General features: G+C 66.6%; 20 protein-coding genes. 9 read left to right on the plus strand and 11 right to left on the minus strand.

The features are described from left to right. The first annotated feature begins 76 nt into the window (after window positions 1–76). Complete coding sequence (locus IC40_RS0103160; RefSeq protein ID WP_030133309.1) at window positions 77–1,315, plus strand: MFS transporter; 1,239 nt, start codon at window positions 77–79, stop codon at window positions 1,313–1,315. Here IC40_RS0103160 and IC40_RS0103165 read toward each other — a convergent pair. The 4 genes from IC40_RS0103165 to IC40_RS0103180 are packed head-to-tail and all read right to left on the minus strand — an operon-like array spanning window position 1,242 to window position 6,128. Then, complete coding sequence (locus IC40_RS0103165; RefSeq protein ID WP_030133310.1) at window positions 1,242–2,801, minus strand: ABC transporter ATP-binding protein; 1,560 nt, start codon at window positions 2,799–2,801, stop codon at window positions 1,242–1,244. The genes IC40_RS0103160 and IC40_RS0103165 overlap by 74 nt on opposite strands. Then, window positions 2,798–3,670, minus strand: a complete 873-nt coding sequence (locus IC40_RS0103170; protein ID WP_030133311.1) for an ABC transporter permease — start codon at window positions 3,668–3,670, stop codon at window positions 2,798–2,800. Before IC40_RS0103170 ends, IC40_RS0103165 begins: the two co-directional genes overlap by 4 nt. Beyond that, entirely contained in the window at window positions 3,667–4,617 is a 951-nt protein-coding gene (locus IC40_RS0103175; RefSeq protein ID WP_030133312.1) for an ABC transporter permease, read from the minus strand. The genes IC40_RS0103170 and IC40_RS0103175 overlap by 4 nt, the downstream gene beginning before the upstream one ends. After that, window positions 4,614–6,128 carry an ABC transporter substrate-binding protein gene (locus tag IC40_RS0103180; RefSeq protein ID WP_030133313.1) on the minus strand — a complete coding sequence of 505 codons (1,515 nt, stop codon included), beginning with the start codon at window positions 6,126–6,128 and terminating at the stop codon, window positions 4,614–4,616. The genes IC40_RS0103175 and IC40_RS0103180 overlap by 4 nt, the downstream gene beginning before the upstream one ends. A gap of 197 nt (window positions 6,129–6,325) precedes the next feature. Between IC40_RS0103180 and IC40_RS0103185 the strand changes: the two genes are divergently transcribed. Beyond that, complete coding sequence (locus IC40_RS0103185; protein WP_030133314.1) at window positions 6,326–6,706, plus strand: STAS domain-containing protein; 381 nt, start codon at window positions 6,326–6,328, stop codon at window positions 6,704–6,706. 33 nt (window positions 6,707–6,739) lie between these two features. Next, window positions 6,740–7,186: an ATP-binding protein gene (locus IC40_RS0103190; protein WP_030133315.1), complete on the plus strand. Its 447-nt coding sequence runs from the start codon at window positions 6,740–6,742 to the stop codon at window positions 7,184–7,186. Here the strand turns inward: IC40_RS0103190 and IC40_RS0103195 are convergent. The 3 genes from IC40_RS0103195 to IC40_RS0103205 are packed head-to-tail and all read right to left on the minus strand — an operon-like array spanning window position 7,172 to window position 10,406. Next, the gene (locus IC40_RS0103195; RefSeq protein WP_030133316.1) at window positions 7,172–7,615 is read right to left on the minus strand and encodes a response regulator; all 444 of its coding nucleotides are present in this window, start codon (window positions 7,613–7,615) and stop codon (window positions 7,172–7,174) included. The genes IC40_RS0103190 and IC40_RS0103195 overlap by 15 nt on opposite strands. Further along, window positions 7,612–9,195 carry a sensor histidine kinase gene (locus tag IC40_RS0103200; protein WP_030133317.1) on the minus strand — a complete coding sequence of 528 codons (1,584 nt, stop codon included), beginning with the start codon at window positions 9,193–9,195 and terminating at the stop codon, window positions 7,612–7,614. The genes IC40_RS0103195 and IC40_RS0103200 overlap by 4 nt, the downstream gene beginning before the upstream one ends. After that, window positions 9,192–10,406, minus strand: a complete 1,215-nt coding sequence (locus IC40_RS0103205) for a PP2C family protein-serine/threonine phosphatase (protein WP_030133318.1) — start codon at window positions 10,404–10,406, stop codon at window positions 9,192–9,194. The genes IC40_RS0103200 and IC40_RS0103205 overlap by 4 nt, the downstream gene beginning before the upstream one ends. A gap of 264 nt (window positions 10,407–10,670) precedes the next feature. On the opposite strand from IC40_RS0103205, the gene IC40_RS0103210 reads away from it, so the two are divergent. The 3 genes from IC40_RS0103210 to IC40_RS0103220 all read left to right on the plus strand — a co-directional run bounded on the left by IC40_RS0103210 (window position 10,671) and on the right by IC40_RS0103220 (window position 13,817). Next, the gene (locus IC40_RS0103210) at window positions 10,671–11,330 is read left to right on the plus strand and encodes a cysteine hydrolase family protein (RefSeq protein ID WP_030133319.1); all 660 of its coding nucleotides are present in this window, start codon (window positions 10,671–10,673) and stop codon (window positions 11,328–11,330) included. A gap of 9 nt (window positions 11,331–11,339) precedes the next feature. Beyond that, entirely contained in the window at window positions 11,340–13,115 is a 1,776-nt protein-coding gene (locus tag IC40_RS0103215; protein WP_030133320.1) for an MOSC and FAD-binding oxidoreductase domain-containing protein, read from the plus strand. A gap of 90 nt (window positions 13,116–13,205) precedes the next feature. Continuing rightward, complete coding sequence (locus IC40_RS0103220; RefSeq protein WP_030133321.1) at window positions 13,206–13,817, plus strand: TetR/AcrR family transcriptional regulator; 612 nt, start codon at window positions 13,206–13,208, stop codon at window positions 13,815–13,817. Window positions 13,818–13,826: 9 nt separating this feature from the next. On the opposite strand, the gene IC40_RS0103225 is transcribed toward IC40_RS0103220, so the two are convergent. Further along, the gene (locus IC40_RS0103225; RefSeq protein ID WP_030133322.1) at window positions 13,827–14,927 is read right to left on the minus strand and encodes a phosphotransferase; all 1,101 of its coding nucleotides are present in this window, start codon (window positions 14,925–14,927) and stop codon (window positions 13,827–13,829) included. Window positions 14,928–14,976: 49 nt separating this feature from the next. On the opposite strand from IC40_RS0103225, the gene IC40_RS0103230 reads away from it, so the two are divergent. Both IC40_RS0103230 and IC40_RS0103235 read left to right on the plus strand, forming a co-directional pair. Next, window positions 14,977–15,417, plus strand: coding sequence for a nuclear transport factor 2 family protein (locus IC40_RS0103230; RefSeq protein ID WP_138158180.1), 441 nt, complete (start codon window positions 14,977–14,979; stop codon window positions 15,415–15,417). Beyond that, window positions 15,384–16,457, plus strand: a complete 1,074-nt coding sequence (locus IC40_RS0103235) for a TIGR03857 family LLM class F420-dependent oxidoreductase (RefSeq protein WP_042509870.1) — start codon at window positions 15,384–15,386, stop codon at window positions 16,455–16,457. Before IC40_RS0103230 ends, IC40_RS0103235 begins: the two co-directional genes overlap by 34 nt. A gap of 15 nt (window positions 16,458–16,472) precedes the next feature. Here the strand turns inward: IC40_RS0103235 and IC40_RS0103240 are convergent, their stop codons facing one another. Genes IC40_RS0103240 through IC40_RS0103250 form a run of 3 tightly spaced genes read right to left on the minus strand, consistent with a single transcriptional unit; the run spans window position 16,473 to window position 19,823 of the window. After that, window positions 16,473–17,513, minus strand: coding sequence for a FecCD family ABC transporter permease (locus tag IC40_RS0103240; RefSeq protein ID WP_030133325.1), 1,041 nt, complete (start codon window positions 17,511–17,513; stop codon window positions 16,473–16,475). A 20-nt stretch (window positions 17,514–17,533) separates the two neighbouring features. After that, on the minus strand, window positions 17,534–18,586 hold the full coding sequence (locus IC40_RS0103245) for an iron chelate uptake ABC transporter family permease subunit (RefSeq protein WP_030133326.1): 1,053 nt from the start codon (window positions 18,584–18,586) through the stop codon (window positions 17,534–17,536). A 10-nt stretch (window positions 18,587–18,596) separates the two neighbouring features. Beyond that, the gene (locus IC40_RS0103250; protein ID WP_030133327.1) at window positions 18,597–19,823 is read right to left on the minus strand and encodes an MFS transporter; all 1,227 of its coding nucleotides are present in this window, start codon (window positions 19,821–19,823) and stop codon (window positions 18,597–18,599) included. A 183-nt stretch (window positions 19,824–20,006) separates the two neighbouring features. Between IC40_RS0103250 and IC40_RS0103255 the strand changes: the two genes are divergently transcribed. Continuing rightward, a complete protein-coding gene (locus tag IC40_RS0103255) occupies window positions 20,007–21,089 on the plus strand; it encodes an iron-siderophore ABC transporter substrate-binding protein (protein ID WP_030133328.1) in 1,083 nt (360 codons plus the stop codon). The last annotated feature ends 27 nt before the right edge of the window (window positions 21,090–21,116 follow it).

The raw sequence follows: 21,116 nt of genomic DNA on the forward strand, positions 1-21,116 counted from the left end.
AATATTGCCGAGATCACGATCTGCGTGCACCGTCGGCGGTGAACGGGTAGCCCAGAGCCCGGTACGCTGAGGTACCGTGGCGGCGCGTCTGGGCAGGGTGAACACCGTGCGATTGACGCTGCTCGCGCTGGCCCTGTTCATCGTCGGCACCAACGCCTTCGTCATCGCGGGCCTGCTCCCCAAGATCGGGGAAGGACTCGGCGTCGGGCCGGGCACCGTCGGGTATGCCATCTCCGTCTACGCCGCCGTCGTCGCAATCGCCTCGCCCGTCGTTTCCGTCGCCTGCGGCCGCATGCCCCAGCAGCGCGTGATGGCGGGCGGACTCGTCCTGATCGCCATCGGCACCTTCCTGGCCGCCGCGGCCGACACCTTCGCGGTGTTCACCACCGGCCGGGTGGTCGCCGCATTCGGCGGAGCCGCACTGGTGCCGACGGCGATCGCGGCCGCACCCGTGCTGGTGCCTGCGGCGGTGCGTGGTCGCGCGATCGCCTTCGTCGGCATGGGGTTCACCCTCGCCATGGCGATCGGATCACCGATCGGGACCGCACTGGCCGATATCGGCGGATGGCGGCTGCCGCTGGCCCTGCTGGCCGGCCTGGCCGCCGTCCTGGCCCCGGTGCTGCTCCTGGTGGTGCGTGACGTTCCCGTCGGTGACGGCGTGCGCCTGCGCGACCGGGTGGCCGTGATGCGCAACCGGCACATCGTCTTCGCGACCGCCGCATCGTTGCTGATGATGTTGGCGTTCAACATGGTCTACATCTTCAGCGCGGTCATCACCCACGACGCGACCGGCGGTGACAGTTCGAAGACCGCCGTGCTGCTGTTGGTGTACGGCATGGCCGGTATCGCGGGCAACGTCCTGGGCGGCAGGCTGACCGACCGCATCGGCAGTCGCCGCACCCTGCAGGGGGTGCTCACCGTCCAGTGCGCGGCGTTCCTCACGCTGATACCGGCGCATCACTCCGTGGTCGCCACCGCGGCGGTCTTCGCCTGCTCGGGCCTGGCCGGAACCGCGGCGTCGGTGGCCATCCAGTACCGGCTCGCCGTCATCGACTCCCGGTCCGCCGGGGTGGCCCTGGCCTGGTACTCGACGGCGATGTACATCGGCATCTCCATCGCCCCGCTGATCGGTGCGGCGGCGTTGCCCTACGGATTCGCGGTCCTGCTCGCCGCCGCGGCGGGCTCCATCCTGATCGCCCTGCTGGCCTCGGAGCTCGGCCATTTCCGCGAGCCGCGCGAGATCAGGAGCGGCTCGGCCGCGCCGGGGGAACTGCCGCCAACAGAGCTCGGGTGTAGTCCTGCTCGGGTGCGCTGAAAAGCTCGTCCGCACTGCGATATTCGACGGTCCGACCACCCTGCAGCACCAGCACGGCGTGGCTCATCCGCTCGATCACCGCGAGGTCGTGACCGATGAATAGGTAGGTCAGCTCCAACTCGCGCTGCAGACGGGCCAACAGCTCGAGCACCGTCGCCTGTACCGACACATCCAGCGCGGCGGTCGCCTCGTCGAGGATCAGCAGGTCCGGCTCCGCCGCCAGTGCGCGGGCGATGCTGATGCGCTGGCGCTGACCGCCGGACAGCTCGTGCGGATAGCGCCCGGCGAAGTCCGCGTCCAACCCCACCATCTCCAACAGTTCGGCCACCCGTGCCCGGCGCTGCGCGCGGCCGTCGACCAGCCGATGCACCACCAGCGGCTCCGCGATCGACACACCCACCGCCATCCGAGGATTCAGCGAGGCGAACGGATCCTGGAACACCATGCCGATACGCCGCCGGTCGGCCCTGCGGTCCAGCACATCGATGCCGTCGAGCACCGCGCTGCCACCCTCGGGTTTCACCAATCCGGTCAGCGCGGCCGCCACCGTCGACTTACCCGATCCTGATTCGCCGACCAGACCCAGCGTCGTGCCGCGCCGGATCTGAAACGACACATCGTCCACCGCACGTACCCCGCCGTAGCGCACCGCGAGGTCGCGCACATCGAGCAGCACGTCGGTGTCGGCGGGCGCGGTGGACGGACCGGTGCCACCGAGAAGCGGGCGCGCGGCCAACAGTTCGCGGGTGTACTCCTGGCCAGGGGCATCGAAGATCTGGTCGATCGTGCCCTGCTCGACGACGCTCCCGTCCCGCAACACGGTCACCGTATCGGCCACCTCCCCGATGACCCCGAGATCGTGGCTGATCCAGATGACCGCCGTTCCGAAGTCGCGCTGTAGCTCGCGCACCAGGTCGATGATCTGGGCCTGGGTGGTGACATCGAGGGCGGTGGTCGGTTCGTCGGCGATCAGCAGCCCCGGATCGCAGGACAGCGCGATCGCCACCATCACCCGCTGCCGCTGGCCACCCGAGAGCTGATGCGGATAGGACTCCAGGCGTTTCTCCGGGTCGGGCAGCCCCACGGCCGTGAGCAGTTCCAGCGCGCGCTGCCGGGCAGCCCGGCGCGTCATCCTGCGGTGTGTTTCCAGGGATTCGGTGATCTGGCGTTCGACGGTCAGCAGCGGATTGAGCGACGTGCCAGGATCCTGGAACACGAAACCGATCCGACCACCGTGCACTCCGCGCAGCGTCCTGGCCGAGGCCCCGATGAGTTCCTGTTCTCCGGCAAGGACACTCGAACCTTCGACCACGGCACCGGGTGCATCCAGCAGGCCGGTGGCCGCCAGCACGGTCATCGACTTTCCCGACCCCGACTCGCCGACGATTCCCACGGTCTGTTCGGGTTCCACCGCCAACGACACATCGCGCACGATCTCGCGGCGCCCGATCCGCACCGAGAGGTCACTGATAGTCAGAATGCTCATCTGGCCCGCCGGGCTTCTATCATGGTGCGCTGCTTGGGGTCCAGCACATCGCGCAACCCGTCGCCGAGCAGGTTGAGCGCCAGCACGATCAGGAAGATCGCCAGACCGGGGAACACCGCCATCCACCAGGCCAGCGTCACGAAACCCTGTGCGTCGAAGATCATCCTGCCCAGTGAGGGTTGCGGTGGCTGGATGCCCAAGCCGAGAAAGGACAGCGCGGCCTCGGCCAGGATCGCGAACGCCAGCGACAGCGACGTCTGCACGATCAGCGGCCCGCTGATGTTGGGCAGGATGTGCCGGGTCAGGATGTATCGCGGACCGGTGCCCATCGTGTACGACACCGAGACAAAGGGTTCCACGCGCACCGACAGTGTGCTGGCGCGTGCCACCCTGGCAAAGATCGGGGTGTAGACGACCCCGATGGCCAGCATGGTGGTGCCGATCCCGGGGCCGAGCACCGCGACGATGGCCAGTGCCAGCAGCAGCACCGGGAAGGCGAACATCACGTCGACGATGCGCATCAGCACGGTGTCCACCCAGCCGCCCTGGCGGCCTGCCAGGTATCCGGCGATCACGCCGACCGTCACACCGATGACGGCGGCGAAGGCGACGCTGACCACCGCCACCTTCATCGAGGCCTGAACGGCGACCATCACCCGGGACAGCACATCACGGCCCAGTTCGTCGGTGCCGAACCAATGTGCACCGCTCGGCGGCTGCAGGGCCTGCGGCACGTCGATATCGTTGACGCCGTACGGCGCGATCCATTGGGCGGCAACGCTGATCACCACGACCGCTGCCAACACCGCTGCGCTGATCAGCGTCACCGGGTTGCCGGCCAGCAGCCGCCAGGCGTTCACTCGGGTCATGACAGCCGGATCCTCGGGTCGACGATGGCGTACAACAGGTCCACCAGCAGGTTGATCGCCAGGAACAAGACGGCGATCAGCAGGACCGCACCCTGGATCACCGGGTAGTCGCGGGCGGCCACCGAGGTGTAGACGAGCCTGCCGATACCCGGCCAGGCGAACACCACCTCGACCACGATGACGCCGCCGAGGATGGTGCCCAACTGGATTCCGGTGATGGTCAGGATGGGCACCAGCGCGTTGCGCACCGTGTGTCGCAATGTCACCGTGCGCGGCGGCAATCCCTTCGACCGGGCGGTGCGGACATAGCCCATGGCCGCGACTTCCAGGACGGCAGAACGGATATAGCGGGTCATGATCGCCGCGGCCACCACTCCCACCGTCAGGCCGGGCAGGATGATGTGCCGTAACCAGCCGGCGGGATCCTCCAGCAGCGGTCGATATCCCGATGTGGGCAACCAGCCCAATGTCGTGGAGAACAGCGATATCAGCAGGATGCCCAGCCAGAAGTCCGGAACCGACACGCCGAATTGGCTGGTGACCCGCACCAGCGCATCGCTAACCCGGCCCTCGTGCAGAGCCGCCCAGGTGCCTGTGGGCAGCGCGATCAGTAGGGCGATCGCGATGCCGACGAGGGCCAGAGAGACGGTGGCGGGCAGGCGTTCCAGCAGGACCTCGGTCACTGGGGCACCGTTGCGGAAGCTGACGCCGAGATCACCGGTCACCGCGCGCCCCAGATACTGGAAGAACTGGGTGAGCAGCGGCTGGTCCAATCCGCTTGCTGTGCGCAGTGCGTCGTAGGCCTGCGGGGTGTAGCGGGTGCCCAGCGCGATGCGGACCGGATCTCCTGGAACCAGGTGCACCAGGGTGAACACCACGATCACCACCCCGACAAGGACCACCGCCGAATAGGCCAACCGGCGGGCCAGGAACTTCACGATCGTCACGACTCACCGCCCAGCGACGCGTCACGGAACCGGATGGCCTTGTCCCGACGTGCCTCATACCCGTGCAGGTTCGGTGTCCACGCCTGCAGTACCGCGGGGTTGTACAGGAAGATGTAGCTCACCCCATCGGCGATCAGGGTGGCCGCGGTGGCGTAATCGCGTTTGCGTGCCTGCGGATCGACCTCGGAGCGGCCGGCATCCAGTGCGGCGTCGACGCGTGGATCGGAGAACTTCTGGGCGTTGTTCGCACCGTCGGTGTGGTGCTGGGCGTAATAGAAGTCGTCCGGATCGATGTTTCCCAGCCAACCCATCATCAGCATGTCGAAATTGCCGTTGTTCTGCTCGTCGAGCCAGGTGGCGAAGTCCACGGTGCGGATATTCACCGTGATGCCCAGAGGTTGCAGATTGTCGGCGACAACCTGTGCCGCGGTCACCGTCTGCGGATACTCGTTGGTGACCAACATGTCCATGCGCTCCGGGGCGGCACCGGCTTCGGAGAGCAATTGCTTGGCCCGGTCGATATCGCGGGTGTATCGGTCATAGGGGGTGAACCACGGATTGCCCGGCGGGATCGCCAGTTGGTTCGCCTCCGCGGTGCCGTAACTGGTGGCCTGCACGATCGACGGCCGATCTACGGCGTAGGCGACGGCTTGGCGGACCCGGACGTCGTTCCACGGCGGGCGAGCGGCGTTGAGCGCGAAGTACCAGTAGTCGTTGCTCGGGGTGCGGGCCAACCGCAGGGAGTCGTCACCTTCCAGCTGAGGTACCCGCTGCGGGGGGACCGCGTCGGTCCAGTCGACCTCGCCGGCCTGCAGCGCGGCAAGCGCCGTGGAGGTCTCGCTGATGAACCGGAAGGTGACGCCCGGCAGTTTCGGGGGCCCACCCCAGAAGTTCGGATTGGCCGTCAGGGTGATGGAGTCGCCGCTCTGCCGGCCTGCGAAGGCGAACGGTCCGGTGCCGATCGGGTGGGTGGCGATCGAGCCGTCCTCGACGTTGCGCCGCGAGACGATCGCCATTCCCTTGAATCCGCCGAGGTTGGTCAGCAGGTTCGGAGTGGGTCGGGACAGGCTGATCCGGACGGTGCCGGGGTCGATGGCGTCGACGGCGGTGACGGCGTTGAACTTGTCGACGGTGGAGAGCTTCTCGTCGATGATGCGCCGGTAGGAGTAGACGACATCATCGGCGGTCAGTGGGCTGCCGTCGTGGAAGGTCACCCCGGGGCGTAGGTGAAACGTCCAGCTGAGCTGGTCGGGTGCGGTATCCCAGGACTCCGCGAGCGCCGGTGCCATATTGAGGTCGGCATCGGGCTCGACCAGCGTGTCGAACACGTTCTCCAGGACCTCGAACGAGAAATATGCGCTGGTCTTGTGGGGGTCGAGCTGGTCGGGCTCGCCGGCGATGGCGGCGATCAGGTTCCCCGAGCCCTGCCCCAGGTCGACTCCCCGGCCCGGCGAACACGCCACGCAGGCCACGACGAGCACGGCCGCGAGGAGGGCAGCCGGGATCCGCATGAGAAATCTGTACCCCATGGCGGTCCGGACTACACCCGCGCTGACCAGTATGAACGACGGCGACGGCCGCGGCGGCTGCGCGCGATGGCCGGTATCGGCAGCTGACCTCGGATACCGGGTTCGTCGTCTGCCCGTGTTGTGCGGATAGACTCTGGCCGTTGCCACCTTCGGGTGGGTAAAGATGTTCGGAGGTATCGATGAGTAGCCAGCAAGACCCCACTCCCAGCCGTGCAGCGGCTGTCGGCGAGGTCGAGGAACGTCGTGTCGGCGATATCAGCGTGGTTGCTGTGAGCGGAACGGTCGACATGTTGACGGCTCCGAAGCTGGAAGCGGCCATCGTGGCGGCGGCGCAGAGTTCGCCGTCGGCGGTCGTCGTCGATTTCACCGCCGTGGAGTTTCTGGCGTCGGCCGGGATGGGAGTCCTGGTCGCCGCCCATGGTGACCTCTCGCCTCGGGTCAAACTGAGCGTGGTGGCCGACGGGCCGGCGACCAGCCGACCGCTGAAATTGGTGGGCATCGCCGATATCGTCGACCTCTACGCCACGCTGGATGAAGCGTTGGCAGCGTTGCAGAGTTAGAAAAACCGGCGAACGGGTAGCCAGCAGTCCGACATGACACAGCAAGGCGCCTCCGCTAGCTTCGCCAAGGTCGGCATCCTCGCCGATCCGCAACTCGCCGCCCAGGTGCGGGAGGAGTTCGCGGCGTGGCTGCGGGATCATTTCCAGCTGGATCCGGAGAAGTCGAGTGACGTGCTCCTCGCGGTTTATGAGGCGTTGGCCAATGCGGCCGAGTTCGCCTATGTCGGCGCGCCGGAGCCCGGTCTGATGCACATGCACGCCGCCTTCGATCCGGGAGACGGCAGTCTGCAGGTCACGATCACCGATGAAGGCGTGTGGCGGACGAAGGACGAGAGCATGGTCGATTCGGCGCGCGGGCGGGGGCTACCGCTGATCCACGCGCTGAGTGACCGCGCCGATATCGACACCACTCCGACCGGCACCAGCGTCCGGTTGGAGTGGGATCACATCACCCCCAATTACAGCTCAGAACTGCGGTAGCCGCACCACCTGGACGAAGAATTCGTCGATCTGGCGCACCGCGCTCATGAACTGGTCCAGGTCGACCGGTTTGGTCACATAGGCGTTGGCGTGCAGCTTGTAGCTGCGCAAGATGTCCTCCTCGGCAGAGGACGTCGTGAGAACGACGATCGGGATGTGGCACAGGCTCTCGTCGTTCTTGATCTGCTCCAGCAGCTGCCTGCCGTCGTACTTGGGCAGGTTGAGGTCGAGCAGGATCAGATCCGGTCGCGGCGCATCGGCGAACTCGCCGCGTCGGTAGAGGAAGTCCAGTCCCTCCTGCCCGTCGTGCGCGACGTGCAGGTTGTTCTTGATCTTGTTGTGCTCGAACGCTTCTCGCGTGATCAGCTCGTCACCCGGGTCGTCCTCCACCAACAGGATGTCGATCGCGCGCCCCTCGGGTAGCTTCATCGGTTGGTTCCTTCCAGCTGGGCATCGAGCGCCCCCTCGGGCGCCAGATTGGGTTCGGTGACCGGAGTCTTGGGCAGGGTGAAGACGAAGCGGGTGCCGTCGGTGTAGTCGGTGTCGATTCCGATGGTGCCGCCGTGATGCTCGATGATCTTCTTGCACAAGGCCAAACCGATGCCGGTACCGGCATACGCGTCACGCCCGTGCAGGCGCTGGAAGATGACGAACACCTTCTCGACGAACTCGGCGCTGATCCCGATACCGTTGTCCGACACGGTGAAAACCCAGTTCTCGGCATTCTCGCCGGTGCCCTCATGACACTCGATGAGCACCCGGGGGCTGACCCCTTCGCGATGGAACTTCACCGCGTTGCCGATCAGGTTCTGCCACACCATGACCAGCAGCGTCGGGTCACCGTCGATCGTGGGCAACGGTTCGTTCGGGCGGACGATGGCGGCACCGGACTCCTCGATGGTGCTGCTGAGGTTGTGCATCGCGGCGTCCACGGTGGTGTCCAACGCGACCTCGCTGATGGTCGCATTGAGCCGGCCGACCCGGGAGAAGGTCAACAGATCGTTGATGAGGATCTGCATCCGCTTCGCGCCATCGACGGCGAAAGCGATGTATTCGGTTCCGCGTTCGTCGAGTTTGTCGCCGTAGCGCTTCTCCAGGAGCTGGCAGAACGAGGCAACCTTGCGCAGCGGTTCCTGCAGATCGTGGGACGCCACGTAGGCGAACTGCTCCAGTTCGGCATTGGAGCGCCGCAATTCGTCGGTCTGTTCGTCCAGTGCGCGGCGGGCGGCACGGGATATCTCCAACTCGTCGACGATGCGTTGACGCATGTTCTCGACATCCGTGGCCATCGCCCGGATGTCCTTCGGCCCGCTCGGAACGATGCGCTCACCGAAGTTGCCCTCGGTGATGCGGCGGCATGACGCGGCCAATTGCGACAGCGGCCGATTCACCGCGGCACGCATCACCACCGCCAACAGCACCGCGGTGGTGACGAACGCCAGGATCATCGCCACCAGGGTGGCGTCGCGCCACTGCCGGATCTGCTCCAGGCGGGCCAGTCCGGCCTCCCTGGCCTCGCTCAGATGATCGTTCTGAACCGTGAACAGCGAGCGCAGCCGATCGAAGAGGGCCTTGCCCTCCTCGATCCCGGCCTCTTCGGTGGCCCTGGTCGGCGCGGCACTGGCCAGTAGGGGATCGGCGTACTCGACACGCCAGGTCTGCGCGGCGACCTCGATGTTGTCGAGGTCGTCGAGCAGGTCCGGATACTCGCCGATGGTGTCCCGGATCTCCTCCACGGCGGCGGCCTCGGCGGTACGGCCGTCGTTATAGGGGTCCAGGAAGCGGCGGTCGGCGGTGATCAGGTAGCCCCGGACGGCGGTCTCCTGGTCCCGCAGTGCGGCCTGGAGTTGGTACGCGGCGACACGAGCCGGCTGGACACCGTCGCGCAGCCTGTTGGACACCTTGTCGGCCTGGCTCACCAGGATCGTCGTGGCCACCGCGCATGCCAGCACCGCGGTGCCGATGACCGCGAGTACCAGGTTCTGCCAACCCTGCACCGTCAGCTTCATGTCCGTGATCGCTCCACTCGGATGACGGCGATATCGTCGGTGAGGCCGCCGTGTTGCTGCGCGCGCGCCTCCGCATGTTCGATGAGTGCCTCGACGAACTCGGCATCGGGCAGTGCGGCCAGGGAACGCGCGATGGAGAGCAGGCCGTGTTCGCCGAGTCGCTCCTCGCCGGGACCGGAATGCCCTTCGAAGAGGCCGTCGGTGAGCAGCAGCAGCCCGTGATTCTCGGGCAGCTGGTACTCGTTGACCGGCCATTCCGTGGCGCCCAGACCGAGCGCCTTACCCGCGACGGGCTCGATCCATTCGACGGTGCCCCCACCCTGCAGCAACATTCCGGGATGGCCGGCACGCAGGATGGTGAACGCCCCGGTGTCCGGTTCGAGCGCCACGCTCGACAGCGTTGCGAAGATGCCCTTGTGCGGGCGCTCGCTGACCAGGATGCGGTCCAATTCGCGCATTCTTTCGTTTCCGCGCAATCCGGCGAACGTGAGGGCCCGCCAGCCGATACGCAGTGCCACGCCGAGGGCGGCCTCGTCGGGGCCGTGCCCCGCGACATCGCCGATCATGACGTGCACGGTCCTGTTGGGGGTCTGTACGACGTCGAAGAAATCGCCACCGACCAGGGCATCCTGGCGACTGGGGCGGGACCGGGTGACGATGTTGACCCCCGGTGAGTCCAGCAGGACGGGCGAGGGGAGCAATCCACGCTCCAGCCGGGCGTTCTCCAGGGCGCGCATCTGGCTGGCGTGCAGGTCGACCGTGGCGATCTCGGCGCGCTTGCGCTCGATGGCATAGAGCACCGCGCGGCGCAGCATCTCCGGGTCCACACGGTCTTTGACCAGGTAGTCCTGTGCGCCGGAGGTCATCGCGTTGACCCCGAAGTGCTCATCGGAGTGCCCGGTGAGCACGATGATGGGGATCGACGAGTCCAGACTGCCGATGCGATGAACGGCATCCATGCCGTTGGCGTCGGGCAGGTTCAGGTCGAGAAGAATGCAGTCCGGTCGACTCTGGGCGACGGCGCGTTCGGCATCGCCGATCGACTGCGACCAGTTGAACTGGAATCCGGCGCCGGCATCTTCGATCAGCTCCTCGACGAGCAACGCATCGCCACGGTCATCCTCGACCAGGAGCAGGGACAACGGCGCTCGTCCTATGGGTGAGGCAACATTGAGCCCGGGTGAAGCCAGCGGACGCTGTGGTGCGGGCATGAAAGGTGAACGTCCCCCACCTGAGGCCCCGGCCCCGGTCTCGCTGAATCTCCTGCTTACTGACAACACTTATGACCCTACCCATAAGTCACCCCACAGGGACGCCAGGCTGATCTTGTTCGTCGCTGATTGGCCGAACACGCTCGTCGACGGTGCCGCGGGCGGTCAGGGGTCACGAGCAGTGCGAATCGGACGAGCAGCCGCGCAATTGGGCGTAGCGTTCGACCGGTCGATCCGTCCAGATCCACGCCTGAGGAGTTACCGGTGCACTATCGCCCCGACGACACCGCCGTGGTCGTCATCGACCCGCAGAACGATGTCCTGAGCCCCGCGGGGAAGAACTGGGCCGTGCTCGGCGCGAGCGTCACCGAGAACGATGTGGTGGCACACCTCGGTCAGATTCTGGGCAGCGCCCGGGACAACGGCTACGCCGTGTTCGTCTCGCCGCACTACTTCTATCCCCACGACCACCGCTGGAGCTTCAACGGACCGCTGGAGGATGACGAGTTGAGCACGGGCACCTTTGCCCGCACCGGGGTGCTGAACCTGGACGGCCTGGCGGGCTCGGGTGCCGACTGGGTCGCCGAACTCGCACCGTTCATCGAGGACGCGGCGACCACTGTGGTCAGCCCGCACAAGGTGTGGGGTCCGCAGACCAACGATCTGGTTCTGCAGCTACGCAAGCGGCGGGTGCAACGGGTGATCCTGTGTGGGATGCTCGCAAACATCTGCGTCGAGTCGCATCTGCGAGATCTGCTGGAGCAGGGTTTCGAGGTCGCTGTCGTCCGCGATGCGACCGCCGGTCCGCGACATCCGGTGCGCGGTGACGGATATCAGGCCGCGCTGGTGAATTTCGCCTATCTCGCACATGCGGTACCGGACACCGCCGAGATCGTGGCGGCGATGGCGCGACGGCAGGGCTGAGGGCCCGTCATGCCGGACACCGCGGGGCATCCGAGGTTGGTGTCGATCAATGTCGGTATGCCCCAGGATGTGCCGTGGCAGGGCAGGGTCGTCAGAACCGCGGTGTACAAGTCGCCGGTGTCGGGGCCGGTCATGGTGCGCAGGCTCAATATCGACGGGGATGGGCAGGGCGACCTGGGCGGGCACGGCGGCGAACAGCGCGCGGTCCTGGTGTATCAGCTCGGCTCGTATGAGCACTGGTCGGCGGCACTTGGCCGAGATGACCTGCGGCCCGGGCATTTCGGCGAGAACTTCACGGTCACCGGCCTCGCCGACGACGAGGTGTGCATCGGGGACAGGTTCCGCGTCGGGACGGTGGTGCTGGAGGTCACCCAGCCACGGGTCACCTGCTATCGCGTCGGGATGCGACTCGGTGAGCCACGCATGGCCGCGCTGCTGGTGGCCGATCATCGCCCGGGCTTCTACTGCCGCGTCATCGAAGAGGGCGAGGTGCAAGCTGGGCAGCTGATCACCAAGATCGCCACCGGTCCCGAGCAGGTGTCGGTCGCCGAGATCGACGCGCTGCTCTACCTTCCCGGCCATTCCCCCGAAGTGCTCGCGCGGGCGCTGCGGATCCCTGCGCTGAGCCCGGGTTGGCAACAGTCGCTGCGCGCACTCGTCGAGCGGGATCAGCAGCGGCCCCAGTCGACCGGTAATCCCGGCCTGACCGCGGCCGCAACTGCACCGCCGGCCTGGACCGGATTCCGTCGGCTCACGGTGCGCACGCTGGAACGCGTGGGCGCCGATATCGTTGTGCTGACGTTGGTTGCTCGCGACGGCGACACACTGCCGGTGTGGCAGCCGGGGCAGTACATCACCGTGCGCCTGACCCCGGAGGATGGTCCGCCGGTCATCCGCAGTTACTCGCTGTCCAACCTGCCCGGTTCGGCGGAGTTCCGGGTCGCGGTCAAACGCCTTGCCGGGGGCGTGGCCGGAGAGTACCTCCATACCCGGTTGGGTGTAGGCGATGCGGTGGACGTGGCCGCACCGCGCGGGGTGTTCGCCCTCGACGACGATCCGGGCCCGGTGGTGCTGCTGTCGGCCGGGATCGGTGTCACACCGGTGTTGTCGATGTTGCACATGCTCGCCGAACACCGTTCGATGCGCGAGATCTGGTGGATTCACGGGTCGCGCGACGGTGGCGAACATGCCTTCGCCGAGGAGGTCCGGACGCTGACCGGCCGGCTGGCGCATGCGCACAGTCGCACCTTCTACAGCCGTCCGCGTGCGGCGGACCGTCTCGGTGTCGACTACGACGATGCCGGACGGATATCCGTGGAAACCTTACGCGGAATGGATGTTCCGTTCGGTGGTGATATCTATGCTTGTGGCCCAACAGGATTCATGAACGATCTGGTGACCGGACTGGAGGAATTCGGTGTCGGCACCGAGCGTTTGCACACCGAGACCTTCGGCGCCGCCGCCGCGGTCAATCCCGGTATAGCGGGGGCGGGGACGGTCGGGGTGCATCCGCCAGCCGAAACCGGTTCTGGGCCTGCGATATCCTTTGCCCGCAGCTCGCTGACCGTGCCCTGGAGTGACCGCTACAACAGCCTGTTGGAGATCGCCGAGGCTTGTGATGTACCGACAAGGTGGTCGTGTCGCACCGGGGTCTGCCACACCTGTGAAGCGGGACTGCTCGCCGGTGAGGTCACCTACGATCCGGACCCGCTCGAACCGCCCGCCGACGGCAACGTGTTGCCTTGCTGCGCGCATCCGGTGGGGGCTGTGGTGCTGGACATGTAGTGCTGTGCTGCACGCGCGCTGGGGCTGCCGGCGATGGCAGGTGGTTAGAATCTCGCGGATGTATCTCTGCAGATCCTTCCCGGCGACGCGATGAGCACGGAGCGTCGGTCGCAGCGGGAACGCGTCGAGGAGTCCTCGCGCCGACTAGCCGAAGCCGCAATCGAACTCATCGCCGAGAGGGGGTACAACAACGCGACGGCGCAGGAGATCGGCATCAGGGCGGGCTACAGCCGGGCCATGGTGCGGGAGCGTTTCGGGTCCAAGGAAGCGTTGTTGGAGACGGTGCTGCAGGAGTACGAGCGGCGCATCGAGGTCGAGCCCGAGCCGGGTGCTTCCGGCCTGCAGAGAGTGCTCGCGCCGGTGCTGGCGCTACGCGAGTTCGCCGCCGAGGACCCACGGTTGTTGCGCGCGGCGCTGACACTGAACTTCGAGGCCTTGCATGACCACGACATCCTCCGGCCGCGTATCGAGGGATGGCTCGCGCGAACGCGCGCCGGTCTGCGTCAGGCCGTGCTCGACGGACAGTCCGATGGTTCGGTGGCACCGGAATGCGACGCCGAGGAGATCGCCTCGGAACTGACCGCGGCAGCGATCGGGTATGCCTACGCATGGTTGCTCAGCCCAGAGACGATGGATGTCGACGAGACACTGGGCCGGCTGCACGACCGATTGGCTGACAGGCTGACCAACGGGCATCGTTGACCGGCGCGTTCAGCCGAGCGCGGCGCGGACGGCGCTCATCGCATCGCAGTCGCCGATGATCGCCACACTGCGCTCCATCAGGACCTGGAGAAGTTCGCGTCCACGATCGTTGACGTTGTCCCAGGACATCATGGCCGCCAGCGGCAACGCGATCTGTAGCACGGTGGCGATCTGGAACTGCCGCCAAGCCTGGTCGAACGGGTAATCGACACCCAGTCCCGCCAGCGTGGTGAGGTAATGGCGGACCAGTTCGATCTCTCGGCCGTCGCGTTCGGCCGGCGACATACCCTGGCCCACCAGATAGGCGACATCCCACATACCGCATCCGCGACCGGTGAACTGGAAGTCCACGGTCACGTGTGAGCCATCCTCGGCGAAAAACAAATTGTCGGCCCGCAGGTCCCCGTTGATGAGCGTGGTGGGCGTCGCCAGAGCTGCTAACAGAGTCGGCGCCGATGCGGCATAGTCGTTGATCACCGCCGCCAGATCGGTAGGCGCAGAAGCGCGTCCGTGCTTGGCGAACACCTGCCATCCCGCCGCGGTGCCGGCGCTGAACAGCCCGGCCATCCGCGCGTCGTCGAGGTCGAGAAAGGTCGGGTGAGCGGTGACCGGTGGTGTCGTGTCCCAGCCCCAGGCATGGAAGCGCGCAGTTTCTGCGAGCACCGCACGGGCCCGGTCGAAACTCAATCCGGCCACCTGGTCGGCATTTTCGAGAGCACCCACGTCTTCCATGACGATGACGAACTCGCCGGTGGTGCCATCGAACGCGGCCGCGTGCGCGCGTGGGGTGCGCACGGGAGCCGACGTGGCCACGGCGTTGTAGAACGTCACCTCGCGCTCGTAGAGCTGGATCGAGGAGGCCAGTAGCTGGTAATCGGGGTAGTCGGTGGGGAACTTGGCGATCACGCTGGCCGGACCCGCGCCGTCCAGACCCAGGTGCACCCGATACAGGAACGAAGCGAAGCCGACGCCCTCGGCGATGCGCTGCGCGCGGAGTTCGGTGACGTGTGTCCCTGGTGCGATGGCCCCCGAGGAGGTGAGGATCTCGGTGAGCCAGCTCGCCGTCAGCTCGGACGCGGAGCGGGGAAAAAGCTGTGTTGTCGACGTCATATTCGAAAAGTAGTTGTTAACTTGCACGCAAGCAAGTAAAAATGTGGTCATGGTTACACCGGAGGGCCAGACGCCGATGGGGACACTCAGTGCTCACTCGACCGATCCGCGAACTGTCGTCGAGCGCTACAACTACGAGCTGTGGAATGAGCGGAACTACGCGGTCGGCGAGCAGATCATCGGTGAACAGATCATCCGGAACACCCCGGGCCGCCGAACCGTGCTCACCCACGACGAGGCGGTGCAGCGGGTGCGGGATCTGTGGGAGGGCGTGCGCAGCGTGCACTTCACGCTGCCGCAGATCGTCGCCGACGAGCAGCTGTGTTCGATTGTCTACCAGGCAGACATCGTCCAACACGACGGAACGCGCGATGTCATCTCCTCGATAGAGGTCTATCGGGTCGTCGAGGGGCGCATCGTCGAGGTATGGAATCCCTGCATCTACGACCATGACCGATGGCCCGAACTCGCCGAGGAGACAACGTTGTGACCGTGACCACGAAACCCGAGCTGGGCTTTTACACCCTTGGCGGACAACCGGAATCACCGCGCGTGATGATCGATGAGATCCGCCGCGCCGAAGAACTCGGACTCGGCCACGTCTTCATCTCCGAGCGCTTTAACACCAAGGAGGCATGCACCCTGTCCGGGGCCGCCGCCGCGGTGTCCGATCGGATCGGTATCGCCACCGGTGCCACCAACCACAACACCCGACACCCCATCGTCACCGCCGCCTACGCGCTCACCATGTCGCGCCTCAGCGAGGGCCGCTTCACCCTGGGTATCGGCCGGGGTGTGCCGCCGCTGCAGGATGCGTTCGGGATGCCGCGCATCACCACCGCGCAGATGGAGGACTTCGTCGGCGTGATGCGCCGACTGTTCCGCGGTGAGACCATCGTCGGCCATGACGGTCCGATGGGTAGCTTTCCCTTGTTGCGGCTCGGCCAGGACTACGACGTCGACATCCCGATGGGAATGGTCGCCTTCGCGCCGAACTCGCTTGAGTTGGGTGGCCGTGTCATGGACCAGGTCATCCTGCACACCTTCTTCACCGACGAGACGTTGGCGCGCTGCGTGAAGACGGTGAAATCCGCCGCCGAGCGGGCCGGCCGCAATCCGGACGATGTGAAGGTGTGGTCATGCCTGGCGACCATCGGGGACCACCTCCCCGAGGAGCTGCGGCTGCGCAAGCTCGTCGGCAGGCTGGCCACCTATCTGCAGGCCTATGGTGATCTGTTGGTGCGGACCAATCGCTGGGATCCGGCTGTCCTACAGCGTTTCCGTGATGACGAGGTGGTTCAGAGCTTCTATGTGGGTGGATTGCAGGCCATCGACAGCCCCACCACCCCCGTCGAGAAACTCGAGCATATTGCGACGTTGCTGCCCCCGGAGTGGACGGAGCCGGCGGCGACCGGTAGTCCGCAGGAGTGTGTCACCACCATTCGTGAGCAGTTGGCCCTTGGTGCCGACGGGGTGATTCTGCACGGCGCCACACCCTCGGAGCTGGAGCCGATCCTCGCGTCCTATTGACCGATCTCGGAGGGCTCAGCCCGACTGCCTGATCAGCAGCCACACCAGATACGCGCCGCCGATACCCCAGGTGATCACGCCGACGGGCAGTTGGCCGGGCAACAGGTGCTGGGCCGCGGCATCGGATGCGGCAAGGATCGCCGCGCCCATCGCCGCCGACGGGGCCAGCCGCAGACCCCCGCCGCGGGTGACCTGGGCGGCCAGCTGCGGTGCGGCAAGCGCCACGAAACTGATGGGCCCGGTGAAAGCGGTTGCCATGGCCACGCATCCGACACCGACGGCCAGCATCAACACTCGAGTGGCCTCCGTGCGCAGCCCGAGCGCGGCGGCGACGTCATCGCCCAGCTGGGCCACCGGCATCCGCCGGGCGATCACGGCCAGCGGCACGACGAGCACGGCGGTTCCGGCGAGGACCACCAGGACCTGATTGTTGGTGACATTGGCCAGGGTGCCCGCACCCCAAGCCGCTGCCGATATGGCGACCTGCAGATTGGCTTTGAGAATCATCCACGTGTTGACCGCCTCGATCATGATGGCGACCGCGACGCCCACGATGATCAGCCGGAAACCGGCGATACCACGTTTGAAGGCAAGCAGATACACGATGGCGGCGGTCGCGAAGCCGCCGGCGACCGCGCCGACGGCGAGGAGCGCGCTCGAGTGCGCACCGACGAACAGGATCACCACGAGCGCACCGAAGTAGCAACCCGAGTTGAAGCCGATGACGTCCGGACTGCCCAGCGCATTCTTGGTGAGCGACTGGAAGATGGCACCCGAGATGCCCAGCAACGCACCGAGTATCAGCGCCATCAACACTCGTGGCGCCCGCCACTCGCGGACCACCACGATGTCGAACGGCGCGCCGCTGCCGAACACCGCGCGCAGCACGTCCCAGGGTGCGATGTCGTAGTCACCGGCACCCAGGCTGAAGATCGACACCATGATCGCGGCGAGGACCAGCACCGCGGTGGTGACCACGGAGATGACGTCGATACGCAGGTTTCGCCATCTGAGCGTGGGGCGCCCGAAATCGACGCGTCCGGTCCTCGTAGTCACGGGCGGGGTCACGGATGGGGTCACGGTTGGATCGCCGTCTTGCGCCGGACCAACCAGATCAGGGCGGGTGCCCCCAGGAACGCGCTGACGATGCCGACGGGCAGTTCTGCCGGGCGTAACGCAATCCGGCCGAGGACGTCCGCGGACAACACCAGCGCAGGGGCCGCGATCGCCGAGATGAGCAGGATCCACCGTTGGTTCGCGCCGACCAGCCATCGGGCGATGTGCGGGATCATCAGCCCCACGAAGACGATCGGACCGGCCGCAGCGGCCGCCGCGCCGCACAGCAGGGTGATGGCGATGAGGCCGAGGGTGCGCGTCCGGGCCAGCTGGGTACCGAGTGCGCGCGCCATATCGTCACCGAGGGCGATCGCGTCCAACCCACGGGCAACCGATGCCGTGATAGCCAGTCCGACAAGGACGAACGGCAGCACCGCGACGGTGACATCCCAGCCGCGCCCGGCGATCGATCCTGCGTCCCAGGCCCGCATCTGGTCGAATGCCGACGGGTTCAACAGGGTCAGGGCCAACGTGAAGGCGGTGAAGACCGCGCCGATGGCGATTCCGGACAACGTCAGCCGGATGGGTGTCGCGCCCCAACGCCCCGAGCGACCGATGGCGTAAACCATCGCCATGGCCACCGCGGATCCGATCAGCGCGAACCACAGGTATTGGTGGATGGACCGCAACCCGAACACCCCGACCGCAAGTGCCACGCTGAACATTGCGCCGGGGGTGATGCCCAGCACGACGGGATCGGCGAGCGGGTTGCGGGTGACGGCCTGGATCATCGCGCCGCCGACGCCGATCGCCACGCCGACCACGAGACCCAATACCGTGCGGGGAATGCGGGACGCGCGGACCACGACTTCGTTATCGGATCCCTGGTAGTCGAACAGCGCCCGCATGACCGTCGATATCGGGATGTCACGGGTGCCGACGGCAGCGCTGGCGATACAGGCGAGCAGCAGGACGAGGCAGAAGACGGCCAGCCAGGCCAGGCGAGTCCGGGTGCCCGTGGCGCGGGATTCCCTTGTGACGGCGGGCGGGGACTGCACGGCTTCAGCGCTCATCGGCAGCCCGTCATGTCCGGTCATCCAGCGGGTGGTCGAGTTCATCGCGGCCGAGGCGGGCGGCCAGGTGCGCGATGACCGCGAACACCACCGGTGCGACGCCCGCGACGATGAAGACACCCGTGGTCCCGATCAGATGCGCGGCGGGGACCGCCAGCGCCAGCGAGGCCGGCATCATCACCAGGCTCACGAAGAAATCCAGACTGGATGCGCGGCCGAGCATTTCGGCGGGCACCCGCCGCTGTAGCAGTGTTCCCCAGATGACCTGCCCCGCCTCGGATGTGGCGCCGACGACCACCATCACCGCGGCGATCATCCAGATCGCGTCGGTGTAGCCGATCAGGCCAAGCGGCAGCGCGCCCAATCCCCACAGCACGAGCATGACGGTGATGTAGCGGCGTGGCAACGGGCGCGAGGCCACCAGCAGCGCGCCCACCGCACCGGCCATCCCGAACACCGCCAGCACGGTCGCGTGATGCCCGGGGGCTCCGCCGATATCGCGGATCACGAAGGGCAACAGCACCTCGATGGGGCCGACGACGACGAGCACATTGCCCACGGCGAACAACAGCGTCGCGAAGAACCACTTGGTGCGATACATGTACCGCAGTCCGGCCAGCAGGTCACCCAGCGCCGATTCCGGTTCGTCGTCCTCGCCGTCGGGCGCGACGGCCGAAGGGGGCCTGATGAACCCGAGGATGATCGCGGCGAGCACGAACATCGCGCCCTGGGTCAGGATCGCCCACCCCGGCGACCACAGTTGCACCAGAAGCGCGCCGATCGCCGGGCCGAGAGCGAATTGCAGACCGGGACGCAGAACCCCTTCGATTCCGTTGGCGGCCAACAGATCCTCCGGCGCCAGGATGGTCGGCAACAGCGCGGTGTAGGCGGGTATGTAAAAACCCTCGGCGATGCCGAACGCGAAGCCGGTGACCGCCAGATGCCAGATCTGCACCTGGTCGCCGATGGCAAGGACCCCGACGATGATCAGCAGCGCCGCCTGCACCCACAGCGAGGCGCGCATGACGACGAGCTTGGGCAGCCGGTCGGCCGCCACCCCCGCGGGCAGCACACTGATCAGCAGGCCCGCGCTGAACATCGTCATCACGATCGCCGCCTGGCCGGCACCGCCTCCCATCGCGATGACCTGCCACACCAACGCGACCGACCAGAGCCCGTTGCCCAGCAGGGTGGTCGACAGCCCGAGCGTGAGCAGCCGATAGTCGCGGTTGCGCAGCGGCCACAGTGCACGGGGCAGGTACGAGATCTGCGCATCGCGGTCGTCAGGCACCCGGACAGGCTAGCGGTCGGACACGCCCGGGTGGTGCGCCCCGTGCCGCTTGAACCGGTCACCGTGCGAGGTTAGGCTCACCAAATTCGACCATCGGAGGGAATCTTTGTTATGACCATGGCGGCAACCATGCCCGAGCGACAGACCAGCACGGACCGCCGTGGCGGCAACGGGGGGCGCGGCCGCGCATTGATGCTCTTCGTGATGTTGTTCGCGCTGGTCGCGGCCGGTTGCTCCAGCAGCCAAACCGACTCCGCCACCACGTCGGCCCAGCCGTCGGGGTCCTACCCGGTCACCCTCGACCATCGATACGGCAGCACCACCCTCGATCAGAAGCCCAGCCGCGTCGTGGTGATCGGGCTGCAGGAGCAGGACACCCTGATCGCGCTCGGGACCGTGCCCGTCGCCGTGATGACCTGGGACGGATACTTCACCACCGGCGTGCTAGGCCCGTGGTCGAAGGACCTGCTCGGGGACCGGCAGGCGCCGGCCGAGTTGCCCTTCGCCGCCGACGGGGCGCCGCCGTACGAGGAGATCGCCAACCTCAAACCGGATCTGATCGTCGGTCTGTACTCCGACCTGACCGATACGCAGTACGCGCGGCTGTCGCAGATCGCGCCGACGTTGGCGCAGCCGAAGGACACCAACGATTACGCTGCGACCTGGGAACAGATCACCCCGATCCTCGCGCAGGCCCTGGACGAGAAGGTTAAGGGTGACGAGCTGCTGGCCCAGACCCGCGAGAAGATCGCCGAGACCAAGTCCACCTACCCGCAATTCGAGGGCAAGACCGGTCTGTCGGTCTACCGCAACGAGGACGGTTACAGCGTCTCCGCGGCGACCGATCCGCGTGGCCAGTTCCTGCAGATGCTCGGGTTCACCCAGTCCGCTGCCGTCAAGGACGCGCTGGGAGAAAACTTCGACGCCACCATCAGTTTCGAGCGGGCCGACCTGATCGATGCCGATGTTCTGGTCTGGGAGCCCAAGGATGTCGCGGCGCTGAAGGCCGAGCTGGCCGCCGATCCGATCTTCTCCCGGCTGCGCGTCGCCCGTGAGGACCGTTCGGTGTTCATCCAGGGCGGCTCGGACGCCAGCTGCGCCTACTACTTCGCCTCGGTGCTGTCGATCCCGTACCTGCTGGACCGGCTGGCCCCGCAACTCGCCGTGGCGCTCGACGGTAACCCGGACACCGTCCCGGCAATCGTCAGCTGACCCCGACGCGGTAACACACACCGCGAA

Source organism: Mycolicibacterium neoaurum ATCC 25795, assembly GCF_000691525.1.
In the GTDB taxonomy this organism is placed as follows: Bacteria; Actinomycetota; Actinomycetes; order Mycobacteriales; family Mycobacteriaceae; genus Mycobacterium; species Mycobacterium neoaurum.